The sequence below is a fragment of the Microbacterium koreense genome (assembly GCF_042677105.1).
Lineage (GTDB): Bacteria > Actinomycetota > Actinomycetes > Actinomycetales > Microbacteriaceae > Microbacterium > Microbacterium koreense.
In genome coordinates this window covers 2871352-2896408 of sequence record NZ_JBHTIM010000001.1, presented here as the reverse complement: position 1 = coordinate 2896408, position 25057 = coordinate 2871352, and the positions used below count along the sequence as shown (strand labels likewise).

Annotated in this window: 36 protein-coding genes; 35 read left to right on the top strand and 1 reads right to left on the bottom strand. The window is 66.8% G+C overall.

Features of this window, described 5'->3' with window-relative positions; translation table 11 throughout:
• The 35 genes from ACFQZV_RS13585 to ACFQZV_RS13415 form a co-directional block, all read left to right on the top strand.
• A partial coding sequence (locus ACFQZV_RS13585) for a SpaH/EbpB family LPXTG-anchored major pilin (RefSeq protein WP_378783348.1) occupies positions 1 to 1210 on the top strand: 1210 nt, incomplete at its 5' end.
• A gap of 76 nt (positions 1211 to 1286) precedes the next feature.
• Entirely contained in the window at positions 1287 to 3860 is a 2574-nt protein-coding gene (locus tag ACFQZV_RS13580; RefSeq protein WP_378752260.1) for a DUF7927 domain-containing protein, read from the top strand.
• Positions 3844 to 4758 (top strand): class C sortase, encoded by a 915-nt coding sequence (locus tag ACFQZV_RS13575; protein WP_378752262.1) that lies wholly within the window; start codon positions 3844 to 3846, stop codon positions 4756 to 4758. The genes ACFQZV_RS13580 and ACFQZV_RS13575 overlap by 17 nt, the downstream gene beginning before the upstream one ends.
• Positions 4759 to 4806: 48 nt before the next feature.
• Positions 4807 to 5028, top strand: a complete 222-nt coding sequence (locus ACFQZV_RS13570) for an Rv0909 family putative TA system antitoxin (protein WP_378752264.1) — start codon at positions 4807 to 4809, stop codon at positions 5026 to 5028.
• Between the two features lie 425 nt (positions 5029 to 5453).
• The gene (gene rpsJ, locus ACFQZV_RS13565) at positions 5454 to 5762 is read left to right on the top strand and encodes a 30S ribosomal protein S10 (RefSeq protein WP_013584016.1); all 309 of its coding nucleotides are present in this window, start codon (positions 5454 to 5456) and stop codon (positions 5760 to 5762) included.
• Positions 5763 to 5776: 14 nt separating this feature from the next.
• Positions 5777 to 6436 carry a 50S ribosomal protein L3 gene (gene rplC, locus ACFQZV_RS13560; protein WP_378752266.1) on the top strand — a complete coding sequence of 220 codons (660 nt, stop codon included), beginning with the start codon at positions 5777 to 5779 and terminating at the stop codon, positions 6434 to 6436.
• A 2-nt stretch (positions 6437 to 6438) separates the two neighbouring features.
• On the top strand, positions 6439 to 7098 hold the full coding sequence (gene rplD, locus ACFQZV_RS13555) for a 50S ribosomal protein L4 (protein WP_378752268.1): 660 nt from the start codon (positions 6439 to 6441) through the stop codon (positions 7096 to 7098).
• Entirely contained in the window at positions 7095 to 7415 is a 321-nt protein-coding gene (gene rplW / locus ACFQZV_RS13550) for a 50S ribosomal protein L23 (protein WP_378752270.1), read from the top strand. Before rplD ends, rplW begins: the two co-directional genes overlap by 4 nt.
• A gap of 25 nt (positions 7416 to 7440) precedes the next feature.
• Entirely contained in the window at positions 7441 to 8280 is an 840-nt protein-coding gene (rplB, locus tag ACFQZV_RS13545) for a 50S ribosomal protein L2 (protein ID WP_378752272.1), read from the top strand.
• Between the two features lie 12 nt (positions 8281 to 8292).
• Positions 8293 to 8574 carry a 30S ribosomal protein S19 gene (gene rpsS / locus ACFQZV_RS13540; protein ID WP_274645342.1) on the top strand — a complete coding sequence of 94 codons (282 nt, stop codon included), beginning with the start codon at positions 8293 to 8295 and terminating at the stop codon, positions 8572 to 8574.
• Between the two features lie 38 nt (positions 8575 to 8612).
• A complete protein-coding gene (rplV, locus tag ACFQZV_RS13535; RefSeq protein ID WP_378752275.1) occupies positions 8613 to 9014 on the top strand; it encodes a 50S ribosomal protein L22 in 402 nt (133 codons plus the stop codon).
• Positions 9014 to 9760, top strand: a complete 747-nt coding sequence (gene rpsC / locus ACFQZV_RS13530) for a 30S ribosomal protein S3 (protein WP_378752277.1) — start codon at positions 9014 to 9016, stop codon at positions 9758 to 9760. Before rplV ends, rpsC begins: the two co-directional genes overlap by 1 nt.
• Entirely contained in the window at positions 9760 to 10179 is a 420-nt protein-coding gene (gene rplP / locus ACFQZV_RS13525) for a 50S ribosomal protein L16 (protein WP_067354305.1), read from the top strand. The genes rpsC and rplP overlap by 1 nt, the downstream gene beginning before the upstream one ends.
• Complete coding sequence (gene rpmC / locus ACFQZV_RS13520; RefSeq protein WP_378752279.1) at positions 10179 to 10493, top strand: 50S ribosomal protein L29; 315 nt, start codon at positions 10179 to 10181, stop codon at positions 10491 to 10493. The genes rplP and rpmC overlap by 1 nt, the downstream gene beginning before the upstream one ends.
• Positions 10493 to 10831 (top strand): 30S ribosomal protein S17, encoded by a 339-nt coding sequence (gene rpsQ, locus ACFQZV_RS13515; protein WP_378752281.1) that lies wholly within the window; start codon positions 10493 to 10495, stop codon positions 10829 to 10831. Before rpmC ends, rpsQ begins: the two co-directional genes overlap by 1 nt.
• Positions 10828 to 11196, top strand: a complete 369-nt coding sequence (rplN, locus tag ACFQZV_RS13510) for a 50S ribosomal protein L14 (protein WP_378752283.1) — start codon at positions 10828 to 10830, stop codon at positions 11194 to 11196. Before rpsQ ends, rplN begins: the two co-directional genes overlap by 4 nt.
• Before the next feature lie 2 nt (positions 11197 to 11198).
• A complete protein-coding gene (gene rplX / locus ACFQZV_RS13505; protein ID WP_378752284.1) occupies positions 11199 to 11558 on the top strand; it encodes a 50S ribosomal protein L24 in 360 nt (119 codons plus the stop codon).
• Between the two features lie 2 nt (positions 11559 to 11560).
• A complete protein-coding gene (gene rplE / locus ACFQZV_RS13500) occupies positions 11561 to 12151 on the top strand; it encodes a 50S ribosomal protein L5 (RefSeq protein WP_378752286.1) in 591 nt (196 codons plus the stop codon).
• 124 nt (positions 12152 to 12275) lie between these two features.
• A complete protein-coding gene (rpsH, locus tag ACFQZV_RS13495; RefSeq protein WP_378752288.1) occupies positions 12276 to 12674 on the top strand; it encodes a 30S ribosomal protein S8 in 399 nt (132 codons plus the stop codon).
• 6 nt (positions 12675 to 12680) lie between these two features.
• Positions 12681 to 13217, top strand: a complete 537-nt coding sequence (gene rplF / locus ACFQZV_RS13490) for a 50S ribosomal protein L6 (protein ID WP_378752290.1) — start codon at positions 12681 to 12683, stop codon at positions 13215 to 13217.
• Between the two features lie 2 nt (positions 13218 to 13219).
• Positions 13220 to 13579, top strand: a complete 360-nt coding sequence (gene rplR / locus ACFQZV_RS13485; protein WP_378752292.1) for a 50S ribosomal protein L18 — start codon at positions 13220 to 13222, stop codon at positions 13577 to 13579.
• A 35-nt stretch (positions 13580 to 13614) separates the two neighbouring features.
• Positions 13615 to 14268, top strand: a complete 654-nt coding sequence (gene rpsE, locus ACFQZV_RS13480; RefSeq protein ID WP_378752294.1) for a 30S ribosomal protein S5 — start codon at positions 13615 to 13617, stop codon at positions 14266 to 14268.
• Positions 14268 to 14453, top strand: coding sequence for a 50S ribosomal protein L30 (gene rpmD / locus ACFQZV_RS13475; RefSeq protein WP_060960260.1), 186 nt, complete (start codon positions 14268 to 14270; stop codon positions 14451 to 14453). Before rpsE ends, rpmD begins: the two co-directional genes overlap by 1 nt.
• Positions 14453 to 15019 carry a 50S ribosomal protein L15 gene (gene rplO / locus ACFQZV_RS13470; RefSeq protein WP_378752297.1) on the top strand — a complete coding sequence of 189 codons (567 nt, stop codon included), beginning with the start codon at positions 14453 to 14455 and terminating at the stop codon, positions 15017 to 15019. The genes rpmD and rplO overlap by 1 nt, the downstream gene beginning before the upstream one ends.
• A 101-nt stretch (positions 15020 to 15120) precedes the next feature.
• On the top strand, positions 15121 to 16443 hold the full coding sequence (gene secY / locus ACFQZV_RS13465; protein ID WP_378752299.1) for a preprotein translocase subunit SecY: 1323 nt from the start codon (positions 15121 to 15123) through the stop codon (positions 16441 to 16443).
• Positions 16440 to 17060: an adenylate kinase gene (locus ACFQZV_RS13460; RefSeq protein ID WP_378752301.1), complete on the top strand. Its 621-nt coding sequence runs from the start codon at positions 16440 to 16442 to the stop codon at positions 17058 to 17060. Before secY ends, ACFQZV_RS13460 begins: the two co-directional genes overlap by 4 nt.
• Positions 17020 to 17898, top strand: coding sequence for a type I methionyl aminopeptidase (map, locus tag ACFQZV_RS13455; RefSeq protein WP_378783347.1), 879 nt, complete (start codon positions 17020 to 17022; stop codon positions 17896 to 17898). Before ACFQZV_RS13460 ends, map begins: the two co-directional genes overlap by 41 nt.
• A gap of 16 nt (positions 17899 to 17914) precedes the next feature.
• Positions 17915 to 18595, top strand: coding sequence for a DsbA family protein (locus ACFQZV_RS13450; protein WP_378752305.1), 681 nt, complete (start codon positions 17915 to 17917; stop codon positions 18593 to 18595).
• A gap of 165 nt (positions 18596 to 18760) precedes the next feature.
• The gene (gene infA, locus ACFQZV_RS13445) at positions 18761 to 18982 is read left to right on the top strand and encodes a translation initiation factor IF-1 (protein WP_017201569.1); all 222 of its coding nucleotides are present in this window, start codon (positions 18761 to 18763) and stop codon (positions 18980 to 18982) included.
• A 63-nt stretch (positions 18983 to 19045) separates the two neighbouring features.
• Positions 19046 to 19162, top strand: coding sequence for a 50S ribosomal protein L36 (rpmJ, locus tag ACFQZV_RS13440; RefSeq protein WP_005050492.1), 117 nt, complete (start codon positions 19046 to 19048; stop codon positions 19160 to 19162).
• A 146-nt stretch (positions 19163 to 19308) separates the two neighbouring features.
• Positions 19309 to 19683 carry a 30S ribosomal protein S13 gene (rpsM, locus tag ACFQZV_RS13435; RefSeq protein WP_307216854.1) on the top strand — a complete coding sequence of 125 codons (375 nt, stop codon included), beginning with the start codon at positions 19309 to 19311 and terminating at the stop codon, positions 19681 to 19683.
• Between the two features lie 32 nt (positions 19684 to 19715).
• Entirely contained in the window at positions 19716 to 20114 is a 399-nt protein-coding gene (rpsK, locus tag ACFQZV_RS13430; protein WP_179491846.1) for a 30S ribosomal protein S11, read from the top strand.
• 150 nt (positions 20115 to 20264) lie between these two features.
• Positions 20265 to 21254, top strand: coding sequence for a DNA-directed RNA polymerase subunit alpha (locus ACFQZV_RS13425; RefSeq protein ID WP_378752308.1), 990 nt, complete (start codon positions 20265 to 20267; stop codon positions 21252 to 21254).
• Between the two features lie 31 nt (positions 21255 to 21285).
• On the top strand, positions 21286 to 21843 hold the full coding sequence (gene rplQ, locus ACFQZV_RS13420) for a 50S ribosomal protein L17 (protein WP_378752310.1): 558 nt from the start codon (positions 21286 to 21288) through the stop codon (positions 21841 to 21843).
• A 94-nt stretch (positions 21844 to 21937) separates the two neighbouring features.
• Positions 21938 to 22960 carry a GNAT family N-acetyltransferase gene (locus ACFQZV_RS13415; RefSeq protein WP_378752312.1) on the top strand — a complete coding sequence of 341 codons (1023 nt, stop codon included), beginning with the start codon at positions 21938 to 21940 and terminating at the stop codon, positions 22958 to 22960.
• A gap of 10 nt (positions 22961 to 22970) precedes the next feature.
• Here the strand turns inward: ACFQZV_RS13415 and ACFQZV_RS13410 are convergent, their stop codons facing one another.
• Positions 22971 to 25019 carry an acyltransferase family protein gene (locus ACFQZV_RS13410; protein ID WP_378752314.1) on the bottom strand — a complete coding sequence of 683 codons (2049 nt, stop codon included), beginning with the start codon at positions 25017 to 25019 and terminating at the stop codon, positions 22971 to 22973.
• Between the last annotated feature and the right edge of the window lie 38 nt (positions 25020 to 25057).

Here is a 25057-nt window from a genome sequence, read left to right as displayed (position 1 = left end):
TGTCGATCTGACGACGACCGAGGGGTGGGATGCGGTTGAGGGTTATGTGTCCGATCCGGGTTCTGCGCCGTTGACGGGGTCGCCGGTGACGGTGACGACGGCGGCGGATGGTTCGGCGTCGGTGTCGAGCTTGGCGGTGGGTGCGTATCTGGTGACGGAGTTGGTGAGCCCGGGGGCGACCGCGGGTGGCGAGCCGGTGACGATCACGCAGATGGCTGCGCCGTTCGTGGTGACGATCCCGATTCCGACGGGTGAGGGCACGTGGAACTCGGATGTGCACGTGTATCCGAAGAACTCGATCACGACGGTGTCGAAGGTTCCGGGTGCTCCGGCCGGTGCCGGGCTCGGTGAGACGGTGCCGTGGACGATCACGATCGATATCCCGCAGCTTGCGGACGGACAGTCGTATTCGGACTTCCGTGTGACGGACACGCTGGATGCGAAGCTCGCGTTCGCGTCGACGACGTCGGTGACGATCGGTGGCGCGGATGTCACGCCGACCGAGACGGTCAATGGTCAGACGGTTCAGTGGGTTTTCGACGCGGTGGCGATCAACACCGGTCAGGGGCAGGTGTTGGAGATCGTGTTCGACACGACGGTGGTCGCCACCGGTGCGATCGAGAACACCGCGGATGTGTGGATCAACGACCCGGGTATGACGGGCACGCCGATCACGACTCCGGTTGCCACGACGTACTGGGGTGCGGTGTCGATCCTGAAGCACGCCGCCGGTGAGGTGGCGAACACGCTCGAGGGTGCGCAGTTCGCGGTGTACGCGACCGAGGCTGAGGCCGCGGCGGGTGCGGAGGCGGGGCGTATCGCGGTGACACGTGATGCCGCGGGCGCGGTGATTCCCGCGCAGACGGTGTTCACCACCGGTGCGGATGGCACTGTGCTGATCCCGGGTCTGTTCGCCGGGAACAGCACCGACGCCGACCCGATCGAGCGCACCTATTACCTGCGTGAGATCGCCGCGCCTGCCGGGTACGAGTTGACCGAGACGCCGATCCCGGTCACCGTCACCGCCGCGGGAGTCGCCACCCCCGTCGTGATGGCCATCCCCAACCCACAACTCCCCGCGTTTCCCCTTCCGATGACCGGTGGAGACGGTGCGCTCATGTTCGCGGTCGCGGGGGTCGCGATTCTGCTCACCGCGCTCGGAGCCGCGATCATCATCATCCGACGCCGCAACGCGCAACGCGCGGAGTAGTCCACGCGCACGAGGGGAGGCGGGGCCTCTCCTCGCGCGCCACACAGCGGTGCAACAGATCTGTGGGGATCAGCACATGAACGGCACGGACAACGCGCAGAGGCGGCGATCGCCGCAGCGTCGTCTCGCGCGCCTGGCCGTGGTCGCCGGCGTCGCTCTCGCGGCCGCTGTCGGGAGCGTCGCCCCGCCCGCGACGGCGGCGCCGGTCAACGTGGCCCCCGCGGCCGTGGAGCTTCCGAACCTCCCCCTCACGCCGCAGCTGCAGCAGTTCCTCGGCGTGGCGACCGCGAACAGTGGATCGGCCTTCCAGGTTTCCAATTATCAGCTCGGGCGGAACGGCACGGCCACGCCGGACTGGAGCGGGAACATCGCGATGCCGGGTGGCACCTCCGCGCGTTTCGACTTCAGCAACGTCGACCTCTATGCCGACCGCGGGATCGTTTCTCGGGTCACCAACCCGGCGTCGGGCACCTCAGGCAGCCGATTCTTCCCGGATCAATCGCTGACGACCTCACCCTTCGCGAACGCCTATGTTCAGGACGTCCCCGGCATGATCGCGCTGAACGCGGAGCTCGCTGCGCTGAAGGCCCAGATCGCGCTTCTCGCCTCCGATCACGCTGGCATCATCGACGACGACGGCATCAGCGGTAACCAGACGATCAATGTCGACCTCTTCGACACGAACGGCGACGGTATCGCGGTGTTCGACATCGGCGACTCCGGAACGGATATGACGATCGAAGGGGTCCTCACGATCACCGGGACGGGAAGCGTCTTCCCGATCTTCCGGGTCGCCGACGGGATCACCTTCGAGATCAACAACGGGACGATCCAGACCGCCGGGGGACTTGCGCAAGGAAGCGACGTCGGTGCGCTCTTCGTCATGGCGGATGCCGACGGCAACGGCTTCAAGGCCAGCAACGGCGTCGTGCAACGAGTCGGCCTCTACGACCTCACGCTGTCCGGCGATTCCGAACTCGACTTCAGCAACGTCACGGGATGCGGACAGTTCGTCGCGCCCACCCACAACTGGTCCAACGTACGCCTTCGTGGATGCACGTTCTCCAATGTCGCACCCGAGGTGTGGGAGACGACGGTGCTCGTCGAGAAGGGGGTCATCGACGTCGACGGCGACTTCCTCCCCGGCCAGGGCTGGACCGTCGGCGTCGCTCCGACCGTCACCGCAGGCGTCGTGACGTCAATCCCCGCCGTTCCCACGCAGACCACCGACGGCAACGGCTACGCCACCTGGACGCTCGAGTACGACGGGCCGACGGCGTCGGCCGACCTGACGATCTCCGAGACACAGCAACCGGGCTTCGAGCTCGACACGAGTGCCAGTGTGTGCTCGATCGCCGATGCCGGGCCGGCCGCGCGTATTCCGAACGGCGAGGTGTCGATCACCTCGACGTCCGTCCAACTCGACGATGTGGGGCCGGGAAAGACCATCGTCTGCTACTTCCAGAACCGTCAGATCCCGGGTGCCGCCACCGTCGACAAGGCACTCGTGGGAACGCCTGACCCCGGCGCACAGGTGCGCTACGAGGTGACACTCACACACACCGGGGTGTTCCCGGCCGTCGTCGATTTCACCGACGACCTCTCCGGCGTGCTCGACGATGCGACATTCGTCGATGGCAGCATTTCGCTGTCGCCCGCAGAGTCGGGGATCACCGCGCAATTCATCGATGATCCCATCTCGCCGACGCTGACCCTCACGGGTTCGATCGGCCCCGATCCCGGGGTGGTCATCGTGAGCTACGACGTCGTGATCGGGGCGGCGGGCACGCTCGGTGACGGGATCCTCGACAACTGTGTCGCGCCGGATGCGGGAGGGGTGCCTGTGTGCACGAGTGATCCCGTGAACGCCGAGTTGACGCTTGAGAAGGTCGTTCTCGGACAGGAGCCCCTCGACACGTGGACTCTGTCGGCGGACGCGCCGTCACCGGCGCGGCCGGGACCGTCCGGGGCGTCGGGAACGACGTCCGCGACCGCGGTCGTCTCGCCGTCGACGGCCTACACCCTGAACGAGAGCGACGGGCCCGCGACCTACGTCCAGGTCGGAGACTGGGTCTGCACGGATGCGGCGGGAGCCGATATCGCCGTCGTTGCCGCCGAAGTGACGCTGTCACCCGGTGCCGCGGTGACCTGCGCGGTGACGAACGGGACCGCATCGATCACGCTTCTCAAGTCCGTGGTCTCGGGCACCGCCGTTCCCGCAGACTGGACGCTCACCGCCACACCCGCGACGCTCGCGGGGCTCACCGCGTCCTCCGTCGTCGGCGCGGACGTCGCCAGCGCCTCCACGACGTTCGAGGCCCGTCCGGGACATTCGTACACACTCGCCGAGGCGCTCACCGACGAGCAGGCGCCGTTGGCCTACCGCCTGGCCCGACTGGAGGTCCAGAACCCCGACGGCACCTGGAGTGTCGTGACCGAAGAAGCGATCACGGCGCCGCCGGCGGGGGCGTCGGTCGTCTATCGCTTCGTCAATGAACCGATCCCGACGCTGAGTCTGCCCCTCACCGGTGGCGCGGCCGCGGACGCGTTCGTCATCGTCGGCGCCGGGATCCTCGCCGGGGCGTTCGTCGCTCTCATCATCCTGCGGGTTCGCCGCCGTACCGTTGTGCTCGATGTCGATCACCGATAGCCGCATGGAGCAGCGCCGCCATCGAGCGCGCCGATCCCTCACGCTGCCCGTCGTCGTGGCCGCGCTGTTCGTGCTCGGCGCGGGCGTACTTCTCTACCCCGCCGCCGCGTCGTGGGTCAACCAGGCGCAGCAGTCCGCGATCATCGGCGCATACTCCGACGACGTCGAGCAACTGCCGGCGGACGGTCTTGCGGAGGCGATCGCGGAGGCACGCGACTACAACGAAAGACTCACCGGTGGGGCTCTCGTCGCTGCCGGCCGCAACATTCCGGATGCTGAGAATCCCGATCAGGCGGACGGGTACTCCGCGCAGCTCGACGCGAACGGCACCGGGCTGATGGCCCGCATCAAGATTCCTTCCATCGCCGTCGATCTGCCGGTCTATCACGGCACGAGTGACGCGGTACTTCTTCAAGGCGTCGGCCATCTCGAAGGAACGGCGCTGCCCGTCGGAGGGCTCGCCACCCATTCCGTCCTTACCGCACATCGCGGACTGGCCGACGCCGAGCTGTTCACGAACCTCAACAGAGTGCAGGTCGACGACACCTTCGTCATCGAGGTCTTCGGAGAGGTCCTGACTTATCGCGTGCGCGGCACCCAGGTGGTCGACCCCGACGACACCGAGACCCTCTTCGCGATTCCCGGCGAAGACCTCGTCACGCTTGTCACGTGCACCCCGCTCGGGATCAACACGCAGCGCATCCTCGTCACAGGCGAACGCGTCACCCCGACACCCGTCGACGACCTGGAGGCCGCCGGCCGCCACCCTGAGATCCCCGGGTTCCCCTGGTGGGCGGTCGGACTCGGCAGTGTCGCCGTCGCCGCCGTCGCCTTCGTCGTATGGTCGGCCCGCCCGCCGCGCACGGGTTCCCAAGACACCGCATCCGCGCCAGAATGAGCCGTCGGGCATGACGCCCGCATTCATTTCAGATCACGAGGGGGCCCCATGGGCATCGATGACATCGTCAACCAGGGCAAGGAATTCCTGGACGACAACAAGGACAAGATCCAAGACGCGCTGTCGTCGGACCAGGCCGAGCAGGTCAGCGACAACGTGCTGGACGCAGCCGCCGAATTCGTCAAGAAGGTCGCCCCGGACAGCGTCGATCAGCATGTCGACGGGGTGCGGGACAACCTCGACGGCATGGTCGGCAACGACAAGGCCTGATCGAACGAGAACCTCGGGGGCGGGTCGGCGTGGCGCCGACCCGCCTCTGCGTCGTCTACGACACGCCCGAGTTTGCGACACGCCCGGGCTGCACGTAGACTAGTCAGGTTCCACATTCCGGCGTGCCTTCAGTGCGCATGCTGGATCACTGCCAGGGCAGTGCATAGGCGGCGACACTCTTTGAGCGTCGCAGGGTCCTAGGCCGCGGGCAGCAGAACGACACCCCTCGATACCGCCCCTAAGGGAATGTGCACTCGCGTGCGCCGGTGAAAGGGCCGGATGCCACGGCATCCGGGTTGACATGAGAACAGCGGTGCAGCATCACCGGTGAGAACCGGAGAAGTGCCCAGGCGTCTCGCACAAGCGAAACGCCACGTGCGTCCAATGCCCCGAGCGGTATGACGCGGAAAGAGAGTGAGCAGACAATGGCGGGACAGAAGATCCGCATTCGCCTGAAGTCGTACGACCACGCCGGCCTCGATTCGTCGGCGCGCAAGATCGTCGACACCGTGACCCGTGCCGGAGCGACGGTCGTGGGCCCCGTGCCCCTTCCGACCGAGAAGAACGTCGTGTGCGTCATCCGGTCGCCCCACAAGTACAAGGACAGCCGCGAGCACTTCGAGATGCGCACCCACAAGCGCCTCATCGACATCATCGACCCGACGCCCAAGGCCGTCGACTCGCTCATGCGTCTCGACCTCCCGGCTGACGTCAACATCGAGATCAAGCTCTGAGGCAGGTTCACATCATGGCTGGTATCGAATCCAAGGTTTCCAAGGGACTGCTGGGCACCAAGCTCGGCATGACCCAGGTGTGGGATGAGAGCGGAAAGCTCGTTCCCGTCACCGTCATCGAGGTGGCGCCCAACGTCGTCACCCAGGTCCGCACGCCCGAGAAGGACGGCTACAACGCCGTGCAGATCGCGTACGGCCAGATCGACCCGCGCAAGGTCAACAAGCCGCAGACAGCCCACTTCGAGGCTGCCGGTGTGACCCCGCGCCGTCACCTCACCGAGGTGCGCACCGCGGACGCCGCTGACTACTCACTCGGTCAGGAGCTCACGGTCGACGGCACGTTCGAAGCGGGCCAGCTCGTCGACGTCGTCGGCACGAGCAAGGGTAAGGGCACCGCGGGTGTCATGAAGCGCCACAACTTCAAGGGTGTTTCGGCGTCGCACGGTGCACACCGCAACCACCGCAAGCCCGGCTCGATCGGCGCATCGTCGACTCCGAGCCGCGTCTTCAAGGGCATGCGCATGGCCGGCCGTATGGGTGGCGAGCGCGTGACCGTCCTCAACCTCACGGTGCACGCCGTCGACGCCGAGAAGGGTCTGCTGCTCGTCAAGGGCGCGGTTCCCGGCGCGCGCGGCCGCATCGTCTACGTCCGCAACGCAGTGAAGGGTGCCTGAGCATGGCTGACTCGACTCTCGCGCTCGACGTCCGCAAGGCCGACGGCTCCGCGGCTGGCTCCGTCCAGCTCCCCGCCTCGATCTTCGACGTCAAGACGAACATTCCGCTGATCCACCAGGTCGTCGTCGCGCAGCGCGCGGCGGCACGCCAGGGAACGCACGCGACCAAGACCCGCGGCGACGTCTCGGGCTCGGGCCGCAAGCCCTTCAAGCAGAAGGGCACCGGCAACGCCCGTCAGGGTTCGGTGCGCATGCCGCAGCACCGCGGCGGTGGCACCGTCCACGGCCCGCAGCCGCGCGACTACTCGCAGCGCACCCCCAAGAAGATGATCGCCGCTGCCCTCCTGGGTGCGCTGAGCGACCGTGTTCGTGGCGAGCGCCTGCACGTCGTGGAGTCCTTCGGCATCGACGGTGCGCCCTCGACGAAGGCCGCTGCCGCCGTGCTCTCGGGCCTCGGCGCCACCAAGAACGTGCTCGTCGTCGTCGACCGCGAAGACGACCTCGCCGTCCTGAGCGTGCGCAACCTCGCGTATGTGCACGTGCTGGCCTTCGACCAGCTCAACGCCTACGACGTTCTCGTCTCGGACGACATCGTCTTCACCAAGGCTGCCTTCGACGGCTTCGTGTCGTCGAAGACGCCCACCGAGGAGGTTTCGGCATGAGCGCCGACAACGCACTGCAGGGCGCAGGCAACAAGGACCCGCGCGACATCATCCTGAAGCCGGTCGTCTCCGAGAAGAGCTACGGCCTGATCGACGAGGGCAAGTACACCTTCCTCGTCGACCCCCGCGCTTCGAAGACCGAGATCAAGTTCGCGATCGAGAAGATCTTCGGCGTGAAGGTGGCTTCGGTCAACACGCTCAACCGCGTCGGCAAGGCCCGTCGCACCCGCTTCGGCACGGGCAAGCGCAAGGACACCAAGCGCGCCATCGTGACGCTCAAGTCGGGCACCATCGACATCTTCACGGCAGTCGGCTGACGGTCGGGATAGAGGACTAAGAAACATGGCTATTCGCAAGTACAAGCCCACGACCCCGGGTCGCCGCGGCTCGTCGGTGGCGGACTTCGCCGAGATCACCCGATCGACGCCCGAGAAGTCGCTCCTCCGCCCGCTCGCCAAGACCGGTGGTCGCAACAACCAGGGTCGCATCACGACCCGTCACATCGGTGGTGGCCACAAGCGCCAGTACCGCGTGATCGACTTCCGTCGCAACGACAAGGACGGCATCAACGCCAAGGTCGCTCACATCGAGTACGACCCCAACCGCACGGCTCGCATCGCGCTCCTGCACTACTTCGACGGCGAGAAGCGCTACATCCTCGCGCCGAACAAGCTGTCGCAAGGTGACATCGTCGAGTCGGGCGCCGGTGCCGACATCAAGCCCGGCAACAACCTGCCGCTGCGCAACATCCCGACCGGTACGGTCATCCACGCGATCGAGCTCCGCCCCGGCGGAGGCGCGAAGATGGCTCGCTCCGCGGGTGCGTCGGTGCGTCTGGTCGCCAAGGACGGCCCGTACGCCCAGCTGCGTCTGCCCTCGGGCGAGATCCGCAACGTCGACGCGCGCTGCCGTGCCACGATCGGCGAGGTCGGCAACGCCGAGCAGTCGAACATCAACTGGGGTAAGGCCGGCCGCAAGCGCTGGAAGGGCGTGCGTCCCACCGTCCGTGGTGTCGCGATGAACCCGGTCGACCACCCGCACGGTGGTGGTGAGGGCAAGACCTCCGGTGGCCGTCACCCCGTCACTCCCTGGGGCCAGGCTGAGGGTCGTACCCGCCACCCCAACAAGGAGAGCGACAAGTACATCGTCCGCCGTCGTAACGCCGGCAAGAAGCGCAAGTAGGAGTAGAGGAAGATGCCTCGCAGCCTTAAGAAGGGCCCCTTCGTCGACGAGCACCTGCTTCGCAAGGTCGCCTCGCAGAACGAAGCCGGCACCAAGAACGTCATCAAGACCTGGTCGCGCCGCTCGATGATCGTGCCGGCCATGCTCGGTCACACGATCGCCGTGCACGACGGTCGTAAGCACATCCCGGTCTTCGTCAGCGAGACCATGGTGGGCCACAAGCTTGGGGAGTTCGCTCCCACCCGCACCTTCCGCGGCCACGTGAAGGACGACAAGAAGGGTCGCCGCCGCTGACGCGGGGGCGCCCAGAAGCAGAGATAGGAGGAGAAACAATGGTGGATTCCATCGCACGCGTGAAGCACATCCGCGTGACCCCTCAGAAGGCTCGCCGTGTCGTCGCTCTCATCAAGGGCAAGCAGGCCGAGGAAGCCCTCGCCATCCTGAAGTTCGCGCCCCAGGGCGCCAGCGAGCCGATCTACAAGCTCGTCGCCTCGGCGATGGCGAACGCTCGCGTGAAGGCTGACAAGGACGGCGAGTTCCTGGACGAGCAAGACCTGTACGTGTCCAACGCGTACGTCGACGAGGGCACGACGCTCAAGCGTTTCCAGCCCCGTGCGCAGGGTCGCGCGTTCCAGATCAAGAAGCGCACGAGCCACATCACGGTCGTGCTCTCGACTCCCGAGGTGGCCGAGTCGGCCGCTGCCCCCGCACAGAGCAAGAAGGCGAGCAAGTAATGGGCCAGAAGGTCAACCCGTACGGCTTCCGCCTCGGCGTCACCACCGACCACGTGTCGCGGTGGTTCTCGGACTCCACGAAGCCGGGCCAGCGCTACGCCGACTACGTCGCCGAGGACATCAAGATCCGGAAGCTTCTGCTGAAGAACCTCGACCGCGCCGGTGTCAGCAACATCGAGATCGAGCGCACGCGTGACCGCGTCCGTGTCGACATCCACACCGCTCGCCCGGGCATCGTCATCGGTCGCCGCGGCGCCGAGGCGGAGCGCATCCGTGGCGAGCTCGAGAAGCTCACCGGCAAGCAGATCCAGCTGAACATCCTCGAGGTGAAGAACCCCGAGGCCGACGCTCAGCTCGTCGCCCAGGGCATCGCCGAGCAGCTCTCGGCTCGCGTGGCGTTCCGCCGCGCGATGCGCAAGGGCCTGCAGGGCGCACAGCGTGCCGGCGCCAAGGGTGTCCGCATCCAGGTCTCGGGCCGTCTCGGCGGCGCCGAGATGAGCCGGTCGGAGTTCTACCGCGAAGGGCGGGTGCCACTGCACACCCTCCGCGCGAACATCGACTACGGCTTCTACGAGGCCAAGACCACCTTCGGCCGTATCGGCGTGAAGGTCTGGATCTACAAGGGCGACCTCACCAACAAGGAGCTGGCTCGCGAGCAGGCCAACCAGAAGCCGGCCCGCGACCGCGACCGTCCGCGCCGTGGCCCCCGCAGCGAGGCCCCCGTCGCAGAAGGAGCATCGGCGTAATGCTTATTCCCCGCAAGGTCAAGTACCGCAAGCAGCACCACCCCAAGCGCGATGGCCAGGCCACCGGCGGCACGAAGGTCTCCTTCGGCGAGTTCGGCATCCAGGCACTCACGCCCGCGTACGTGACGAACCGTCAGATCGAGTCCGCTCGTATCGCGATGACCCGTCACATCAAGCGTGGCGGCAAGGTGTGGATCAACATCTACCCCGACCGACCGCTCACGAAGAAGCCGGCCGAAACCCGCATGGGTTCCGGTAAGGGTTCGCCCGAGTGGTGGGTCGCCAACGTCAAGCCGGGTCGCGTCCTCTTCGAGGTCGCCGGTGTCAACGAGCAGCTCGCTCGTGAGGCACTCACCCGTGCAATCCACAAGCTGCCTCTCAAGGCACGCATCATCAAGCGCGAGGAGGGCGACGCGTAATGGCGATCGGCACCAAGACGCTCGCCCCGAGCGAGCTCGACACGTTCGAAGACCAGCGCCTCGTCGAGGAGCTGCGCAAGGCCAAGGAAGAGCTGTTCAACCTTCGCTTCCAGTCGGCCACCGGCCAGCTCGAGAGCCACGGCCGCATCCGTGCCGTCAAGCGCGACATCGCGCGGCTCTACACCGTCATCCGCGAGCGCGAGCTCGGCATCCGTGCCACGCCCGCCCCGCTGGAGTCGGCGAAGAAGGCGAAGAAGACCAAGGCCAAGAAGGCGGATGCCGCCGACGAGGCCGTGAAGGAAGAGGCTGAGTGATGGCCACCACCAAGAAGGCCGAGACCGCCGAAGAGGCCGTCGTCCCCGGCCACGAGCACGCCGAGCACGACGTGCGCGATGCGGATGCCCGTGGGTACCGCAAGGAGCGCCGCGGCTATGTCGTGAGCGACAAGATGGACAAGACCATCGTCGTCGAGGTCGAGGACCGCGTGAAGCACCCGCTCTACGGCAAGGTCATCCGTCGCACGACCAAGGTCAAGGCGCACGATGAGGGCAACACCGCCGGCATCGGCGACCTCGTCGTCATCAACGAGACCCGTCCGCTGAGCGCCACCAAGCGCTGGCGCCTCGTGGAGATTCTGGAGAAGGCCAAGTGATTCAGAACGAATCCCGCATCAAGGTCGCCGACAACAGCGGCGCCAAGGAGCTGCTCACGATCCGTGTGCTCGGCGGCTCGAACCGGCGCTACGCCGGCCTGGGCGACACCATCGTCGCCACGGTCAAGGACGCGATCCCGGGCGGAAACGTCAAGAAGGGCGACGTCGTCAAGGCGGTCGTCGTCCGCACTGTCAAGCAGACCCGTCGCCCCGACGGTTCGTACATCAAGTTCGACGAGAACGCCGCCGTCATCCTGAAGAACGACGGGGAGCCGCGAGGCACCCGCATCTTCGGGCCGGTCGGCCGTGAGCTTCGTGACAAGAAGTTCATGAAGATCGTCTCGCTCGCCCCGGAGGTCATCTGATCATGGCGAAGATCAAGAAGGGCGACCTGGTCCAGGTCATCAACGGTAAGAAGCAGGACAAGGGCGGCGACCGCGGCAAGCAGGGCAAGGTCCTCGAGGTCCTCACCGAGCAGAACCGCGTGATCGTCGAGGGCGTGAACTACGTCACGAAGCACTCGCGCGTGGGTCAGACCCAGCGCGGTACCAAGACGGGCGGCATCGAGACGATGGAAGCCCCGATCCACATCTCCAACGTCGCTCTCGTCGACCCCTCGACCAAGAAGCCGACGCGAGTCGGCCACCGGGTCGAGGAGCAGACGAAGGACGGCGTCAAGCGCACGGTTCGCGTGCGCTACGCGAAGAAGTCAGGCAAGGACCTCTGAATATGAGCACCGCCACTGCCGCGGAGGCTGGCAAGATCCAGCCCCGCCTGAAGCAGAAGTACCGGGACGAGATCCGGAAGCAGATGCAGGACGAGTTCGGCTACGCCAACGTCATGCAGATCCCCGGCCTCGTCAAGGTCGTCGTCAACACGGGTGTCGGAGAAGCGGCACGCGACAGCAAGGTGATCGATGGTGCGGTCGACGACCTCACCAAGATCACCGGTCAGAAGCCGGTCGTGACGAAGGCCCGCAAGTCGATCGCCCAGTTCAAGCTGCGTGAGGGTCAGCCCATCGGTGCCCACGTCACGCTGCGCGGTGACCGCGCGTGGGAGTTCGTCGACCGTCTCGTGAACCTCGCGCTGCCCCGCATCCGCGACTTCCGCGGTCTGTCGCCCAAGCAGTTCGACGGCCACGGCAACTACACGTTCGGTCTCCAGGAGCAGTCGGTGTTCCACGAGATCAACCAGGACAAGATCGACCGCGTCCGCGGATTCGACATCACGATCGTCACCGACGCGAAGACGGACGACGAGGGTCGCGCCCTGCTGCGCCACCTCGGATTCCCCTTCCGCGCCGACGACGCTCAGGCCTGATCAACGGATGCCGCGGCGTCGCGCGCGAGGTCGCGGCATCCGATCACACAACTGAATACCCACTCATCGAAGGTCGCCTGTCGTGTAACGGCAGTCGAAACCTCATGATCGAAGGAACACCCTCATGACAATGACAGACCCGGTCGCAGATATGCTGACCCGTCTGCGCAATGCGAACTCAGCGCACCACGACACCGTCGCGCTGCCGAGCTCCAAGCTCAAGACGCACATCGCCGAGATCCTCCAGCAGGAGGGCTACATCGCCGGGTGGGAGGTCTCCGATGCACGCGTCGGTCAGACCCTCACGATGACGCTCAAGTACGGTCCCAACCGCGAGCGCTCCATTGCGGGCATCAAGCGCGTGTCCAAGCCGGGCCTGCGCGTGTACGCGAAGTCGAACGAACTCCCCACCGTCCTCGGTGGTCTCGGCGTCGCCATCTTGTCCACCTCCTCCGGTCTTCTCACCGACCGGCAGGCCGAGCAGAAGGGCGTGGGCGGAGAAGTTCTCGCCTACGTGTGGTGATCTGACATGTCGCGTATCGGACGTCTTCCCATCGACATCCCCGCCGGAGTGACCGTCACGGTCGACGGCCGCGATGTCGCCGTCAAGGGCCCCAAGGGTGAGCTGTCGCTCACGGTGGCCCGTCCCATCGAGGTCGCCGTCGAAGAGGGGCAGGTCGTCGTGACCCGTCCCGACGACGAGCGTGAGTCGCGGTCTCTCCACGGCCTGACCCGCACCCTCATCAACAACAACATCATCGGCGTCACCCAGGGCTACACCAAGGGTCTCGAGGTCGTCGGCACGGGTTACCGCGTCGCCCAGAAGGGCAGCTCGGTCGAGTTCGCCCTCGGCTTCTCGCACCCCGTCGTCGTGGACCCGCCTGCCGGCATCACGTTCACGGTCGAGGGCAACAACAAGCTCACCGTCAGCGGAATCAGCAAGCAGGCCGTGGGCGAGGTCGCCGCCAACATCCGCAAGATCCGCAAGCCCGAGCCGTACAAGGGCAAGGGTGTGCGCTACGCGGGCGAGGTCGTCCGCCGCAAGGCCGGAAAGGCTGGTAAGTAAGCATGGCTGTGAAGTCGAAGTCCGACGCGCGCGCGCGTCGTCACGCCCGCCTTCGCAAGAAGGTCGTCGGCACCGCAGAGCGTCCGCGTCTGGTCGTCACCCGGTCCGCCCGCCACGTCTTCGTGCAGCTCGTCGACGACAGCAAGGGCCACACTGTGGCCTCGGCGTCGACGCTCGAGACCGACCTGCGCGGTCTCGACGGTGACAAGACGGCGAAGGCACGCAAGGTCGGCGAACTCGTCGCCGAGCGCGCCAAGGCCGCCGGAGTGTCGGACGTCGTGTTCGACCGCGGTGGCAACCGCTACGCGGGACGTGTCGCGGCCATCGCCGACGGCGCGCGCGAGGGAGGTCTGAACCTGTGACCGATGCATCGAACAATCAGAGTGTGGAGAACGAAGTGACCACGTCCGCTGAGACGGCACCCGCCGCCGAAGCGCCCGCCGAGCGCGAGCGCGAGCCGCGCCGCGGTGGTCGCGAGCGCAACCAGGGTCGCGACCGTGGTGGCCGCGACCGCAACGACAGCCAGTTCCTCGAACGCGTCGTCACGATCAACCGCGTGTCGAAGGTCGTCAAGGGCGGTCGTCGGTTCAGCTTCACGGCGCTCGTCGTCGTCGGAGACGGCAACGGCCTCGTGGGTGTCGGATACGGAAAGGCGCGTGAGGTTCCCCTCGCCATCTCGAAGGGTGTCGAAGAGGCCAAGCGCAACTTCTTCCGCGTGCCGCGCGCCGGCACCACCATCCCGCACCCGGTCCAGGGTGAGGCGGCCGCCGGCGTCGTGCTCCTGCGTCCGGCCGCGGCCGGTACCGGTGTCATCGCCGGTGGTCCCGTCCGCGCCGTGCTCGAGTGCGCCGGAATCCACGACGTGCTGTCGAAGTCGCTCGGCTCGACGAACACGCTGAACATCGTCCACGCGACGGTCGAGGCCCTGCAGCAGCTCGAGGAGCCCCGTGCGGTCGCCGCGCGTCGTGGCCTCGACTTCGACCAGGTCGCCCCCGCCCGTCTCGTCCGTGCCGAGGCTGAGGCCACGGCCGCTGCGAAGGCAGGTGCCTGATGGCTGCACGACTGAAGGTCACGCAGATCAAGTCCAAGGTGAGCGAGAAGCAGAACCAGCGCGACACGTTGCGCTCGCTCGGTCTCAAGCGGATCGGCGACTCGGTCGTCCGTCCGGACGACGCGCAGACGCGCGGGTACGTCAAGACCGTCGCACACCTCGTGAAGGTTGAGGAGATCGACTAATGGCTGACAAGAAGGACGAGGCGGTCGAGGCCGCCGAGCCCAAGAAGACCGCCGCCAAGAAGCCTGCAGCCAAGAAGGCCGCCGGCGAGAAGAAGGCCGCGCCCAAGAAGGACGTCGCATCGTCGCGTCCGGGTGTCTTGAAGGTGCACCACCTGCGTCCCGTCCCGGGCGCCCACGCTGCCAAGACCCGTGTGGGTCGCGGTGAGGGCTCGAAGGGCAAGACGGCCGGTCGCGGTACCAAGGGCACGAAGGCGCGTTACCAGGTCAAGGTCGGGTTCGAGGGTGGTCAGATGCCGCTGCACATGCGCACCCCGAAGCTGCGCGGGTTCAAGAACCCGTTCCGTGTCGAGTACCAGGTCGTGAACCTGGACAAGCTCGCAGAGCTCTACCCCTCGGGCGGCGACGTCACCGTGAGCGACCTGGTCGCCAAGGGCGCCGTGCGCAAGAACGAGAAGGTCAAGGTGCTCGGCACCGGCGACATCTCGGTGAAGCTCACTGTCGCGGTCGACAAGGTCTCGGGTTCCGCCGAGCAGAAGATCGTCGCGGCGGGCGGCTCCGTCAAGTAACGACAGTCCCGCGGGGGCCGGAGGAATCCCTCCGGCCCCCGCTGGGCTAATCTGGTGGACGGGCGCCTTCGTGCGCCGGTACCCCCTCTGGAGGCATCGTCTTGTTCAGCGCCATCGCGCGGGTCTTCCGCACACCCGATCTGCGGCGGAAGATCGTCTTCACGCTCGGGATCATCGTTCTGTACCGTCTCGGCGCGCACGTGCCGACGCCGTTCGTCGATTTCCCGAATGTCCAGTCGTGTCTGCGTGACTCCGCCGGCACCGAGGGACTGCTGTCCCTCGTGAACCTCTTCTCCGGCGGCGCACTGTTGCAGCTGTCGATCTTCGCGCTCGGCGTCATGCCCTACATCACCGCGACGATCATCGTCCAGCTGCTGCGCGTGGTCATTCCGCACTTCGAGACGCTGTACAAAGAAGGCCAGGCCGGTCAGGCGAAGCTGACGCAGTACACGCGATACCTCACGATCGCGCTCGCGCTTCTGCAGTCCACCACCCTGGTCACCGTGGCGCGCAGTGGTCAGCTCTTCGGCGTCACCGGCATCCCCGAGTGCCAGCAGCTGCTCACCAATGACGTGTGGTGGGCGCAGCTGCTCATGATCATCACGATGACCGCCGGTACGGGTCTCATCATGTGGTTCGCCGAGCTCGTCACCGAGCGCGGTGTCGGCAACGGCATGTCGCTGCTCATCTTCGTCTCGATCGCGGCGTCGTTCCCCGGCGCGCTGTGGGCCATCGCCCAGTCGCGCGGCTTCGAGGTCTTCCTCCTCGTCCTCGCGGTCGGCATCGTCGTCATCGCGCTGGTCGTCTTCGTCGAACAGTCGCAGCGCCGCATCCCCGTGCAGTACGCCAAGCGCATGGTCGGTCGCCGCACGTACGGCGGAACGAACACGTACATCCCGATCAAGGTGAACATGGCCGGTGTCGTGCCCGTCATCTTCGCCTCGTCGCTCCTGTACATCCCGGCACTCATCGCTCAGTTCAACCAGCCGCAGCCCGGCGAGGAGATCCCCGGGTGGGTCGCGTGGATCCAGCAGAACCTCGTCACCGGCGACAGCCCGCTGTACATGCTGATCTATCTGCTGCTCATCATCGGGTTCACGTACTTCTACGTCGCGATCACTTTCAACCCGGTCGATGTCGCCGACAACATGAAGAAGTACGGCGGTTTCATCCCGGGTATCCGCGCCGGGCGCCCGACGGCCGAGTACCTCGACTACGTTCTGACGCGCATCACCGCTCCCGGCTCGCTCTACCTGGGCCTCATTGCCCTCCTGCCGCTGGTCGCGCTGGCGACGGTCGGTGCGAACCAGAACTTCCCGTTCGGCGGTGCCTCGATCCTCATCATCGTCGGCGTCGGACTCGAGACCGTGAAGCAGATCGACGCCCAGCTCCAGCAGCGCCACTACGAAGGACTCCTCCGATGACGCACTCTGCACAGACCACCCCCGCCGCCGCCCGCCTCGTGCTGGTGGGCCCGCAGGGTTCGGGCAAAGGAACCCAGGCTGCTCGCATCGCCGACCGATACGGCATCGCCGCGATCTCGACCGGCGACGTGTTCCGCGCGAACATCAAGGACGACACCGAACTGGGCCGTCAGGTCAAGGAGGTCATCGATGCGGGCGAGCTCGTTTCGGACGCTCTGACGTTCGACGTCGTCCGCGACCGTCTCGCGCAGCCGGATGCGGCATCCGGCTTCCTGCTCGACGGCTTTCCCCGCAACGTGGCACAGCTCGGGATGCTCGACACCTACCTCGCCGACCGTGACGAGCCGTTGACGGCCGTACTCGAGCTCGGTGTGCCGCGTGAGGTGAGCGTGGACCGGCTCATGCGACGCGCGTTCGAACAGGGGCGCACCGACGACACCGAAGAGGTCATCGCCAACCGCCTCGCCATCTATGAGAGCGAAACCGCACCGATTCTCGAGGTGTACCGCGACCGCGGCCTGGTCGACTCGATCGACGGCGTCGGCTCGCTCGATGAGGTGACCGAGCGGGTCATGGATGCCCTCGAGGCACGCGGCATCGTCGCGGTCTCCGTCTGACGTGCTCAGGCGATCCATCTACAAAACGCCCGCGCAGGTGCGGGCGATGGTCGAACCGGGGCTGATCACCGCCGCCGCACTTCAGGCGGTCCGCGATCTCGTCGCGCCCGGTGTGACGACTCTCGAATTGGATGCCGCGGCATCCGCCGTCATCACCGCACGCGGAGCGGAGTCGAACTTCCAGATGGTGCGTGGCTACCGGCACACCGTGTGCGCGTCGGTGAACGAGCAGGTCGTGCACGGCATCCCCGGTGACCGCGTACTCGAAGCCGGTGACATCCTCTCGATCGACGCCGGTGCCCAGTTCCGTGGCTGGAACGGCGACTCGGCGTTCACGATCGTCATCCCCGACCCCGACCGTCCTGAACTCGTCGCCGAACGGCAGCGACTGTCCGATGTCACCCAGGGGTCTCTCTGGGCGGGGATCGCCGCGTTGGCCGGCGCCGGTCACCTCGCCGAGGTCGGCGCGGCGATCGAAGAGTATGTCGAGCAGAACGCCCCTGAGGGCGGCTACGGCATCCTTCGCGATTACGTCGGGCACGGCATCGGTCGCAAGATGCACGAGGCACCGTCGGTCTTCAACTATCGCGTGAGCGACCCGGGTCCCGAGGTCCGTCCGGGTTTGATCCTGGCGATCGAACCCATGGTCGTCGCAGGCTCCGAAGCGACCTTCGTCGAGGACGACGGGTGGACAGTCTCGACCGTCGACGGTTCAGCCGGTTCACATTGGGAACATAGCGTCGCCGTACACGATGGTGGCATCTGGGTGCTCACGGCACCCGACGGCGGCGCGGAGGCACTCGCGCCGTTCGGAATCTCCCCGAAACCCATCGGCTGAGGCCGGAGAGGAAGACATGGCACAGGCACAGGCCCGCAAGACGAACTGGTTCGCGATCTGGGTGAGCATCGCGGTCGTCGTCGCGCTCGTCCTCGTCGGCGCGCTCGTGGTGTGGATGAACAACACCGCCAACGCGCCGGGACCGCGTCCCGAGAGCGCGGGGATCAACAGCGAGACCGGAGCGATCGTCGTCGGCGAGGGCTCGAACGAGGTCGACATCTGGTTCGACTTCTACTGTCCCCACTGCCAGGACTTCGAGGACGTCTACGGCCCGACCGTCGACGAACTGCTCGAGGCCGGCGACGCGACGGTGAATCTCTTCCCCGTCGCATTGGGTCCGCTCAACGCCGCGTCCGGCACCGACTTCTCTGAGAGGTCCGCCAACGCGCTCTACTGCATCGCCGAGACGACGCCTGAGGCGGCGTATCCGTTCATGCAATCGATCTTCAGTTACAAGCCCAGCGGTGCCGGCCTCACGGACGAGGAGCTCATCGCCGAGGCGGAAGCCGCCGGAGCAGGGGACATCTCGACCTGCGTCGCCGATCGCGAGTACGTCGACTTCGTCGGTGAGCAGACGCAGGCGCTGCCGGTGAACCCCGAGACCGGCAGCGCCGGCACGCCGGCGCTCGTCGTCAACGGTGAGTACATCGCCGTGACCGGGGACCCGCAGGCCGACATCGTCGCCAACCTCAACTGACCGTATGGTGGCGCGTCCCGCACGGACGCGCCACCGGCCGGTTTGCCGACTCGGCCACTATCACCTATTATCGTTCTTTGGTGTCTTGCGCCCTCTGAGGCGTGTCGGATGCCGCGAACCCATCCATCCGCAGACCGGTCGGTCTGCACGAGTGCGAGCGAGCGTATGGCGAAGAAAGACGGAGTCATCGAGATCGAGGGCGTGATCTCCGAGGCGCTGCCCAACGCGATGTTCCGCGTTGAGCTCTCCAACGGACACAAGGTCCTCGCGACGATTTCCGGAAAGATGCGGCAGAACTACATCCGCATCATTCCCGAGGACCGCGTGGTCGTCGAGCTTTCTCCGTACGACCTCACGCGTGGACGCATCGTCTACCGCTACCGCTGAGTCCGACCGAGAAGTAACGCCCCGCGCTCACGCGCGCCCGGCGAAGACAGCGAAGAGAAAATCATGAAGGTCAACCCCTCCGTCAAGCCCATCTGCGACCACTGCAAGGTCATCCGCCGCCACGGGCGCGTGATGGTCATCTGCAAGTCGAACCCGCGCCACAAGCAGCGCCAGGGCTGACGTGCACCGGAGTCGAGGCTCCGGGACAGACGACAACTGAATACACACAACAGGCAGGATCAGAACCTCTCCGGAGGGGACACCTCGGGGCGGAGGCCCGGGCACCGATCCTGCTCCACACCTCCACCCACTCCGAGGAGAACCGCATGGCACGTCTTGCCGGCGTCGACATCCCGCGCGACAAGCGCGTGGTGATCGCACTCACGTACATCTACGGCATCGGCCGCACCCGCTCGAACGAGATCCTCGCTGCGACGGGTATCGACGAGAACATCCGCGTCAAGGATCTCAGCGACGACCAGCTCGTCGCCCTCCGCGACCACATCGAGGGAACCTACAAGGTCGAGGGTGATCTGCGACGCGAGGTCGCCGCCGACATCCGCCGCAAGGTCGAGATCGGTTCTTACGAAGGCCTGCGCCACCGCCGCGGCCTCCCCGTGCGCGGTCAGCGCACGAAGACGAACGCGCGCACCCGCAAGGGCCCGAAGCGCACCGTCGCCGGCAAGAAGAAGGCGCGCTAAGGCGCGGCCCCAGGTTTTAGGAGAGTACGCACATGGCACAGGCCAAGTCCGCCGCGCGCAAGCCGCGCCGCAAGGAGAAGAAGAACATCGCGCTGGGTCACGCCCACATCAAGTCGACGTTCAACAACACGATCGTTTCGATCACCGACCCCTCGGGTGCCGTCATCAGCTGGGCATCTTCCGGTGGCGTCGGCTTCAAGGGCTCGCGCAAGTCGACGCCGTACGCCGCAGGCATGGCCGCCGAGTCGGCTGCCCGCCAGGCGCAGGAGCACGGTGTGAAGAAGGTCGACGTCTTCGTCAAGGGTCCCGGCTCGGGCCGCGAGACCGCGATCCGCTCGCTCCAGGCCGCCGGCCTCGAGGTCGGATCGATCCAGGACGTGACGCCGCAGGCACACAACGGCTGCCGTCCGCCCAAGCGTCGCCGCGTCTGACGCGTCACCTCCCGTATCCCGGTCATCGACCGTGGGTGCGGGAGGTCCACAGCGAGAAGGGATGCCTGCCGGCATCCCCTGAGCAAAACTCAACACCTCTCATCCACCGCACGTGTCATATAGCGGGCACGTGACCGAAAGGAACCCATAGTGCTCATTGCACAGCGTCCCACTCTGACCGAGGAGAAGATCGGGGAGTTCCGCAGCCGCTTCGTCATCGAGCCGCTGGAGCCCGGCTTCGGCTACACGATCGGCAACGCGCTGCGTCGTAGCCTCCTGTCGTCGATCCCCGGCGCGGCCGTGACGTCGATCCGCATCGATGGCGTGCTCCACGAGTTCAGCACCATCCCCGGTGTGAAGGAGGATGTCACCGAGATCATCCTCAACATCAAGCAGCTGGTCGTCTCGTCCGAGCGCGACGAACCCATCACGGCCTACCTGCGCAAGACCGGCTCCGGCGAGGTCACCGCCGCCGACATCTCCGCTCCGGCCGGTGTCGAGGTGCACAACCCCGAGCTCGTGATCGCCACGCTCAACGACACGGCGAAGTTCGAGCTCGAGCTCACCATCGAACGTGGCCGTGGCTACGTGTCGGCCACCCAGAACCGCAACGAGTACGCCGAGGCCGGGGTCATCCCGATCGACTCGATCTACTCGCCCGTCCTGAAGGTCTCGTACCGCGTCGACGCGACGCGTGCCGGTGAGCGCACCGACTTCGACAAGCTCGTCCTGGATGTCGAGACCAAGCCGTCGATCGCTCCGCGCGACGCCGTCGCGTCGGCCGGTCGCACGCTCACCGAGCTGTTCGGCCTCGCCCGCGAGCTGAACGTCGAGGCGGAGGGCATCGAGATCGGACCCGCGCCGGTCGAGACCGTGCTCTCGAACGAGCTGTCGATGCCGATCGAAGACCTCGACCTCTCGGTCCGTTCGTACAACTGCCTCAAGCGCGAAGGCATCAACACGGTGTCGGAGCTCGTCGCCCTCTCGGAGACGCAGCTGATGAACATCCGCAACTTCGGTCAGAAGTCGGTCGACGAGGTGCGCGACAAGCTCGTCTCGCTCGGACTGTCGCTCAAGGACTCGGTGCCCGGTTTCGACGGGTCGCAGTTCTACGGCGGCTACGACGAAGAGACCGTCTGATCGTTCGACTTTCACACTGGAGTAACTGAGAATGCCTAAGCCCACCAAGGGTCCCCGCCTCGGAGGCGGTCCCGCACACGAGCGTCTGCTGCTCGCGAACCTCGCCGCAGCGCTGTTCACCCACAAGTCGATCAAGACGACCGAGACGAAGGCCAAGCGCCTGCGTCCCCTCGCCGAGCGCCTGATCACCTTCGCCAAGCGCGGCGACCTTCACGCGCGCCGTCGCGTGCTGTCGGTCATCGGCAACAAGGAAGCGGTGCACATCCTCTTCACCGAGATCGCACCGCTCGTCGCCGAGCGCGAGGGTGGCTACACGCGCATCACGAAGGTCGGCAACCGCAAGGGCGACAACGCGCCCATGGCGGTCATCGAGCTCGTCCTCGAACCGGTGAACAAGAAGCCGAAGGCTGCGAAGAAGTCGGCGCCCGTCGCTGCAGAGCCCGTCGCTGAGGAAGAGGTCGTCGAAGAAGAGGTCGTCGAGACCGCTGACGCCGATGCCGATGCCGATGCCACCGAAGCCGGCGCCGAGTCGCCGGAAGAGGGCGCTGCCGCCGAGGCTGCTGCGGAAGAAGCCGTCGAAGAGAAGTGATCCCAGGTCGCCGTGGCGACCTGACCGGTGAAGACCCGCCACCCTACGGGGCGGCGGGTCTTCGCGCGTCCGGATCCGGTCCTATCATGTGGCCATGAGCACCACCGCCGAGAGGATCGGCGCCGTCAGCCCCCGGCTGCCAGAGCACGCGGGGATCGCCGTCTGGCGACCCGCGACCACCGACGACGTCACCGCGCTCACCGCGCTCATGCAGGCGGCTGACCGGGTCGATCATCCGTCCTGGCTGACACCGCGCGAGGACGTCGACGAGATGTTCGAGTCGTCGTGGATCGACCCCGAGTCAGACACGCTCGTCGGGCTCGACGATGAAGGCGATCTCGTGGCCGTCGGCTGCGTGTCCTTCCACCCGTCCCGTGACGAGCGTCTGCAGGTGCATCTGCAGGGTCGCGTGCATCCACGGGTCAGGCGTCGCGGCATCGGCAACGAGGTGTTGCGCTGGGAGCGTGAACGAGCCCGCGCCGCGCTCGTTGCCGTCGACAGCCCGCTCCCCGCGGCGATCACGTTCTATGCGGACGAGCCCGATGTCGGATCCCGCCATCTCGCGGAAGCGTGCGGCATGCGGGTCGAGCGCTGGTTCACCTCCATGGACCGATCGCTCGCTGACGCGATCGGTGAGCCCGAGATGGTGGCCGAGGCCGGCTCGATCGATGTCGTGAATTACGACGCGTCGTGGCGGGATGCGACGCTCACAGCCCGCAATGACGCCTTCCGGGATCATTGGGGCAGTCTTCCGACCCCTCACGAACGGTGGGTGCAGTTCGTCGAAGGTCCCTTCCTGCGGCCGGATCTTTCGTGGCTCGCGGTGGAAGGGGATCGGGTCGTCGGACTCGCTCTCGGCACCGTCAACGAAGAGGACTGGGAGCCGCAGGGGTACTCCAGCGTCTACATCGACCTGATCGGTGTCACCCGTGACCGTCGCGGCCGCCGGATCGCGCCCGCACTCATCGCGCGACTCCTGCGGTCCGCACGCGACGCGGGGCTGGACAAGGCGGTGCTCGACGTCGACACCGAGAATCCCTCGGGAGCGCTCGGCCTCTACGAGCGGCTGGGCTTCGTGCCCACCGAACGATCGTTGGCGCTCGTCGAGCGCCTCTGACCCCGGGAGTTCACTCCGCGTGCGGCACCGGGCGATCGCGGAGGTTCTCGTACAGCCTGACCTGCGCCTCGTAGCGGCGTTGCGCGCGGTCGTCCTCGACGGATTGGAGGGTCGTTGCGATGAGGTCCGCGAACACGCGCCCGCCTTCGCCACTCGGATGGATGCGATCACCGGCCAAGAGATCGGTACGAGGTCCGATCGCGGCGGACCAATCCGCGACGACGACGTTGGGGCGCGCCTTCGCGAATCGCGCGAGCTCTGCGTTCACCCCGTCGATCCACGAGCGCGGCGCGTAGGCGTTGACCAGGACGAGCAGCCGCTTCGGGCCGACGATCTGTGCCATACGCTCGAGTGCTCCGGTGTCGACGGAGCCGTTCGTGCCGAGGGCGACGACGACATACTGTCGCAACAGATCGGCGGAGGCGCGTTCTTCGAGGAGCCTCGGTCCCGCCCACGCCGAACGGGATACTTCGGCGTCGACATCGATGCCGGGAAGACGTTCGATCAGAGCCGGCGCTGAGGCGAGCATGACCGAGTCGCCGACGGCGGTGATCTGATCGCCCCGCACGACGATTTCCTCGAGGGTGGGGGCGGGGACAGCGGTCAACGGACCGACGGCCGAGGGTGAGGCGCTCGGTTCGGGCGGGGCGGTCGGCGCCTCGGACGGGAACACGGTCGGTGTCGGTGTCGGTGTCGGTGTCGGTGTCGGGGAGGCGTCACGCTGTTCCTCGAGGGCGGCTGCCCCGTCGGCGACGGCGGCTTCGCCGGAGGCGAGCTGTGGCGCCGCGGCGATGGCGGCAGACGTACCGCCGATGACGAGTGCTGCGGCAGCGACGCCGGCGACGGCGCCGAGGCGCGGGATGGGCGAGCCCTGGAACTGCGCGGCGACGCGGCGTGCGGTGCCGCGGAAGCCGTGGCGGCGAACCGGTGTCTCGATGAGTCGGTAGGACGCCTCGGCGATGATCAGCGTGAGTGCGAGCACCGCCACACCGATCCACGGCGAGAACCCCGCCTCCGGTCCCGTCCCCTGCACGGCGGCCACGACGAGCACGAGGAGCGGCCAGTGCCACAGGTAGATGCCGTACGAGCGGTCACCGACCCACTTCATCACGCCGCGGTCGAGCGCGGGGCCGAGCGCGGAGCGCGGCCAGACGGTGCACGCGATGACGACGGTGGTGAGGGCGCTCGCGGCGAGCAACGCGCCGGGGAAGGTCCATGGGGTGAAGGTCGGGGGGAGGAACGCCACGACGGCGAGGCCGCCGAGCGCGGCGGTACCGACGATCGTGGGGGTGCGAGGCGCCGCGTGCGGCGCCTGGGGGCGGGGGACGGCCCGCCAGCCGCCCTCGAGTCGGGGAAGGTCGGGTGCCGGGGAAGTTGCCGGGCGCACGATGCGCTGCAGCACGAACGCGAGCGCGACCCCGAGGAGGATGCCGAACGCGTGGGTGTCCGTGCCGAAGTAGCCGCGCGTGACCCCTCCCGAAGCCGCGACCACGCCCATCCATGTCGCCGATGCGGCGGCGAGGAGCAGTGCCGCGCCGGCGCGCTGCCATGCGCGGGGGAGGAGCAGGAAGAGCGGCAGAAGCAGCGGCCAGAGGACGTAGAACTGTTCCTCGACGGCGAGCGACCAGAAGTTGCGGAACAGCTCAGGGGAGGCGGCGCTGAAGTATCCGGTATCCCCGGCGATCGACACCCAGTTGTAACTGAACGTGAAGGCACCGAGGACTTGCGCTCCCAGGCGCACCAGGATGTCGCCGCCGATGATCCATGCCGCGGAGGCGCAGACCGTCACCACGAGAGTGAGAGCGGGGAGCAGTCGGCGTGCGCGACGCGCCCAGAACCGGGTGAGTCCGATGCGCCCGGTTGCGGCCCTTTCGCGCAACAAGAGGCTCGTGATGAGGAACCCACTGATCACGAAGAACACGTCGACGCCGACGAAACCGCCGGGGAACATCGCCGGTGGGAACAGGTGGTAGAGCACGACGAGTCCCACGGCGATGGCACGGAGACCATCCAGACCCGCGTAGCGAGTCGGCGCATCGGGGAGCGTCGGGGACGACATGGGGGCACTTCCGGATCGGGGGACACGCCAGTTTACGT

What these genes read in the sequence shown, in the direction of transcription:
- ACFQZV_RS13580 (WP_378752260.1), top strand. Translation starts at nt 1,287, where the DNA reads ATGAACGGCACGGACAACGCGCAGAGGCGGCGATCGCCGCAGCGTCGT.
- ACFQZV_RS13575 (WP_378752262.1), top strand. Translation starts at nt 3,844, where the DNA reads ATGTCGATCACCGATAGCCGCATGGAGCAGCGCCGCCATCGAGCGCGC.
- ACFQZV_RS13570 (WP_378752264.1), top strand. Translation starts at nt 4,807, where the DNA reads ATGGGCATCGATGACATCGTCAACCAGGGCAAGGAATTCCTGGACGAC.
- rpsJ (WP_013584016.1), top strand. Translation starts at nt 5,454, where the DNA reads ATGGCGGGACAGAAGATCCGCATTCGCCTGAAGTCGTACGACCACGCC.
- rplC (WP_378752266.1), top strand. Translation starts at nt 5,777, where the DNA reads ATGGCTGGTATCGAATCCAAGGTTTCCAAGGGACTGCTGGGCACCAAG.
- rplD (WP_378752268.1), top strand. Translation starts at nt 6,439, where the DNA reads ATGGCTGACTCGACTCTCGCGCTCGACGTCCGCAAGGCCGACGGCTCC.
- rplW (WP_378752270.1), top strand. Translation starts at nt 7,095, where the DNA reads ATGAGCGCCGACAACGCACTGCAGGGCGCAGGCAACAAGGACCCGCGC.
- rplB (WP_378752272.1), top strand. Translation starts at nt 7,441, where the DNA reads ATGGCTATTCGCAAGTACAAGCCCACGACCCCGGGTCGCCGCGGCTCG.
- rpsS (WP_274645342.1), top strand. Translation starts at nt 8,293, where the DNA reads ATGCCTCGCAGCCTTAAGAAGGGCCCCTTCGTCGACGAGCACCTGCTT.
- rplV (WP_378752275.1), top strand. Translation starts at nt 8,613, where the DNA reads ATGGTGGATTCCATCGCACGCGTGAAGCACATCCGCGTGACCCCTCAG.
- rpsC (WP_378752277.1), top strand. Translation starts at nt 9,014, where the DNA reads ATGGGCCAGAAGGTCAACCCGTACGGCTTCCGCCTCGGCGTCACCACC.
- rplP (WP_067354305.1), top strand. Translation starts at nt 9,760, where the DNA reads ATGCTTATTCCCCGCAAGGTCAAGTACCGCAAGCAGCACCACCCCAAG.
- rpmC (WP_378752279.1), top strand. Translation starts at nt 10,179, where the DNA reads ATGGCGATCGGCACCAAGACGCTCGCCCCGAGCGAGCTCGACACGTTC.
- rpsQ (WP_378752281.1), top strand. Translation starts at nt 10,493, where the DNA reads ATGGCCACCACCAAGAAGGCCGAGACCGCCGAAGAGGCCGTCGTCCCC.
- rplX (WP_378752284.1), top strand. Translation starts at nt 11,199, where the DNA reads ATGGCGAAGATCAAGAAGGGCGACCTGGTCCAGGTCATCAACGGTAAG.
- rplE (WP_378752286.1), top strand. Translation starts at nt 11,561, where the DNA reads ATGAGCACCGCCACTGCCGCGGAGGCTGGCAAGATCCAGCCCCGCCTG.
- rpsH (WP_378752288.1), top strand. Translation starts at nt 12,276, where the DNA reads ATGACAATGACAGACCCGGTCGCAGATATGCTGACCCGTCTGCGCAAT.
- rplF (WP_378752290.1), top strand. Translation starts at nt 12,681, where the DNA reads ATGTCGCGTATCGGACGTCTTCCCATCGACATCCCCGCCGGAGTGACC.
- rplR (WP_378752292.1), top strand. Translation starts at nt 13,220, where the DNA reads ATGGCTGTGAAGTCGAAGTCCGACGCGCGCGCGCGTCGTCACGCCCGC.
- rpmD (WP_060960260.1), top strand. Translation starts at nt 14,268, where the DNA reads ATGGCTGCACGACTGAAGGTCACGCAGATCAAGTCCAAGGTGAGCGAG.
- rplO (WP_378752297.1), top strand. Translation starts at nt 14,453, where the DNA reads ATGGCTGACAAGAAGGACGAGGCGGTCGAGGCCGCCGAGCCCAAGAAG.
- ACFQZV_RS13460 (WP_378752301.1), top strand. Translation starts at nt 16,440, where the DNA reads ATGACGCACTCTGCACAGACCACCCCCGCCGCCGCCCGCCTCGTGCTG.
- map (WP_378783347.1), top strand. Translation starts at nt 17,020, where the DNA reads ATGCCCTCGAGGCACGCGGCATCGTCGCGGTCTCCGTCTGACGTGCTC.
- ACFQZV_RS13450 (WP_378752305.1), top strand. Translation starts at nt 17,915, where the DNA reads ATGGCACAGGCACAGGCCCGCAAGACGAACTGGTTCGCGATCTGGGTG.
- infA (WP_017201569.1), top strand. Translation starts at nt 18,761, where the DNA reads ATGGCGAAGAAAGACGGAGTCATCGAGATCGAGGGCGTGATCTCCGAG.
- rpmJ (WP_005050492.1), top strand. Translation starts at nt 19,046, where the DNA reads ATGAAGGTCAACCCCTCCGTCAAGCCCATCTGCGACCACTGCAAGGTC.
- rpsM (WP_307216854.1), top strand. Translation starts at nt 19,309, where the DNA reads ATGGCACGTCTTGCCGGCGTCGACATCCCGCGCGACAAGCGCGTGGTG.
- rpsK (WP_179491846.1), top strand. Translation starts at nt 19,716, where the DNA reads ATGGCACAGGCCAAGTCCGCCGCGCGCAAGCCGCGCCGCAAGGAGAAG.
- rplQ (WP_378752310.1), top strand. Translation starts at nt 21,286, where the DNA reads ATGCCTAAGCCCACCAAGGGTCCCCGCCTCGGAGGCGGTCCCGCACAC.
- ACFQZV_RS13415 (WP_378752312.1), top strand. Translation starts at nt 21,938, where the DNA reads ATGAGCACCACCGCCGAGAGGATCGGCGCCGTCAGCCCCCGGCTGCCA.
- ACFQZV_RS13410 (WP_378752314.1), bottom strand. Translation starts at nt 25,019, where the DNA reads ATGTCGTCCCCGACGCTCCCCGATGCGCCGACTCGCTACGCGGGTCTG.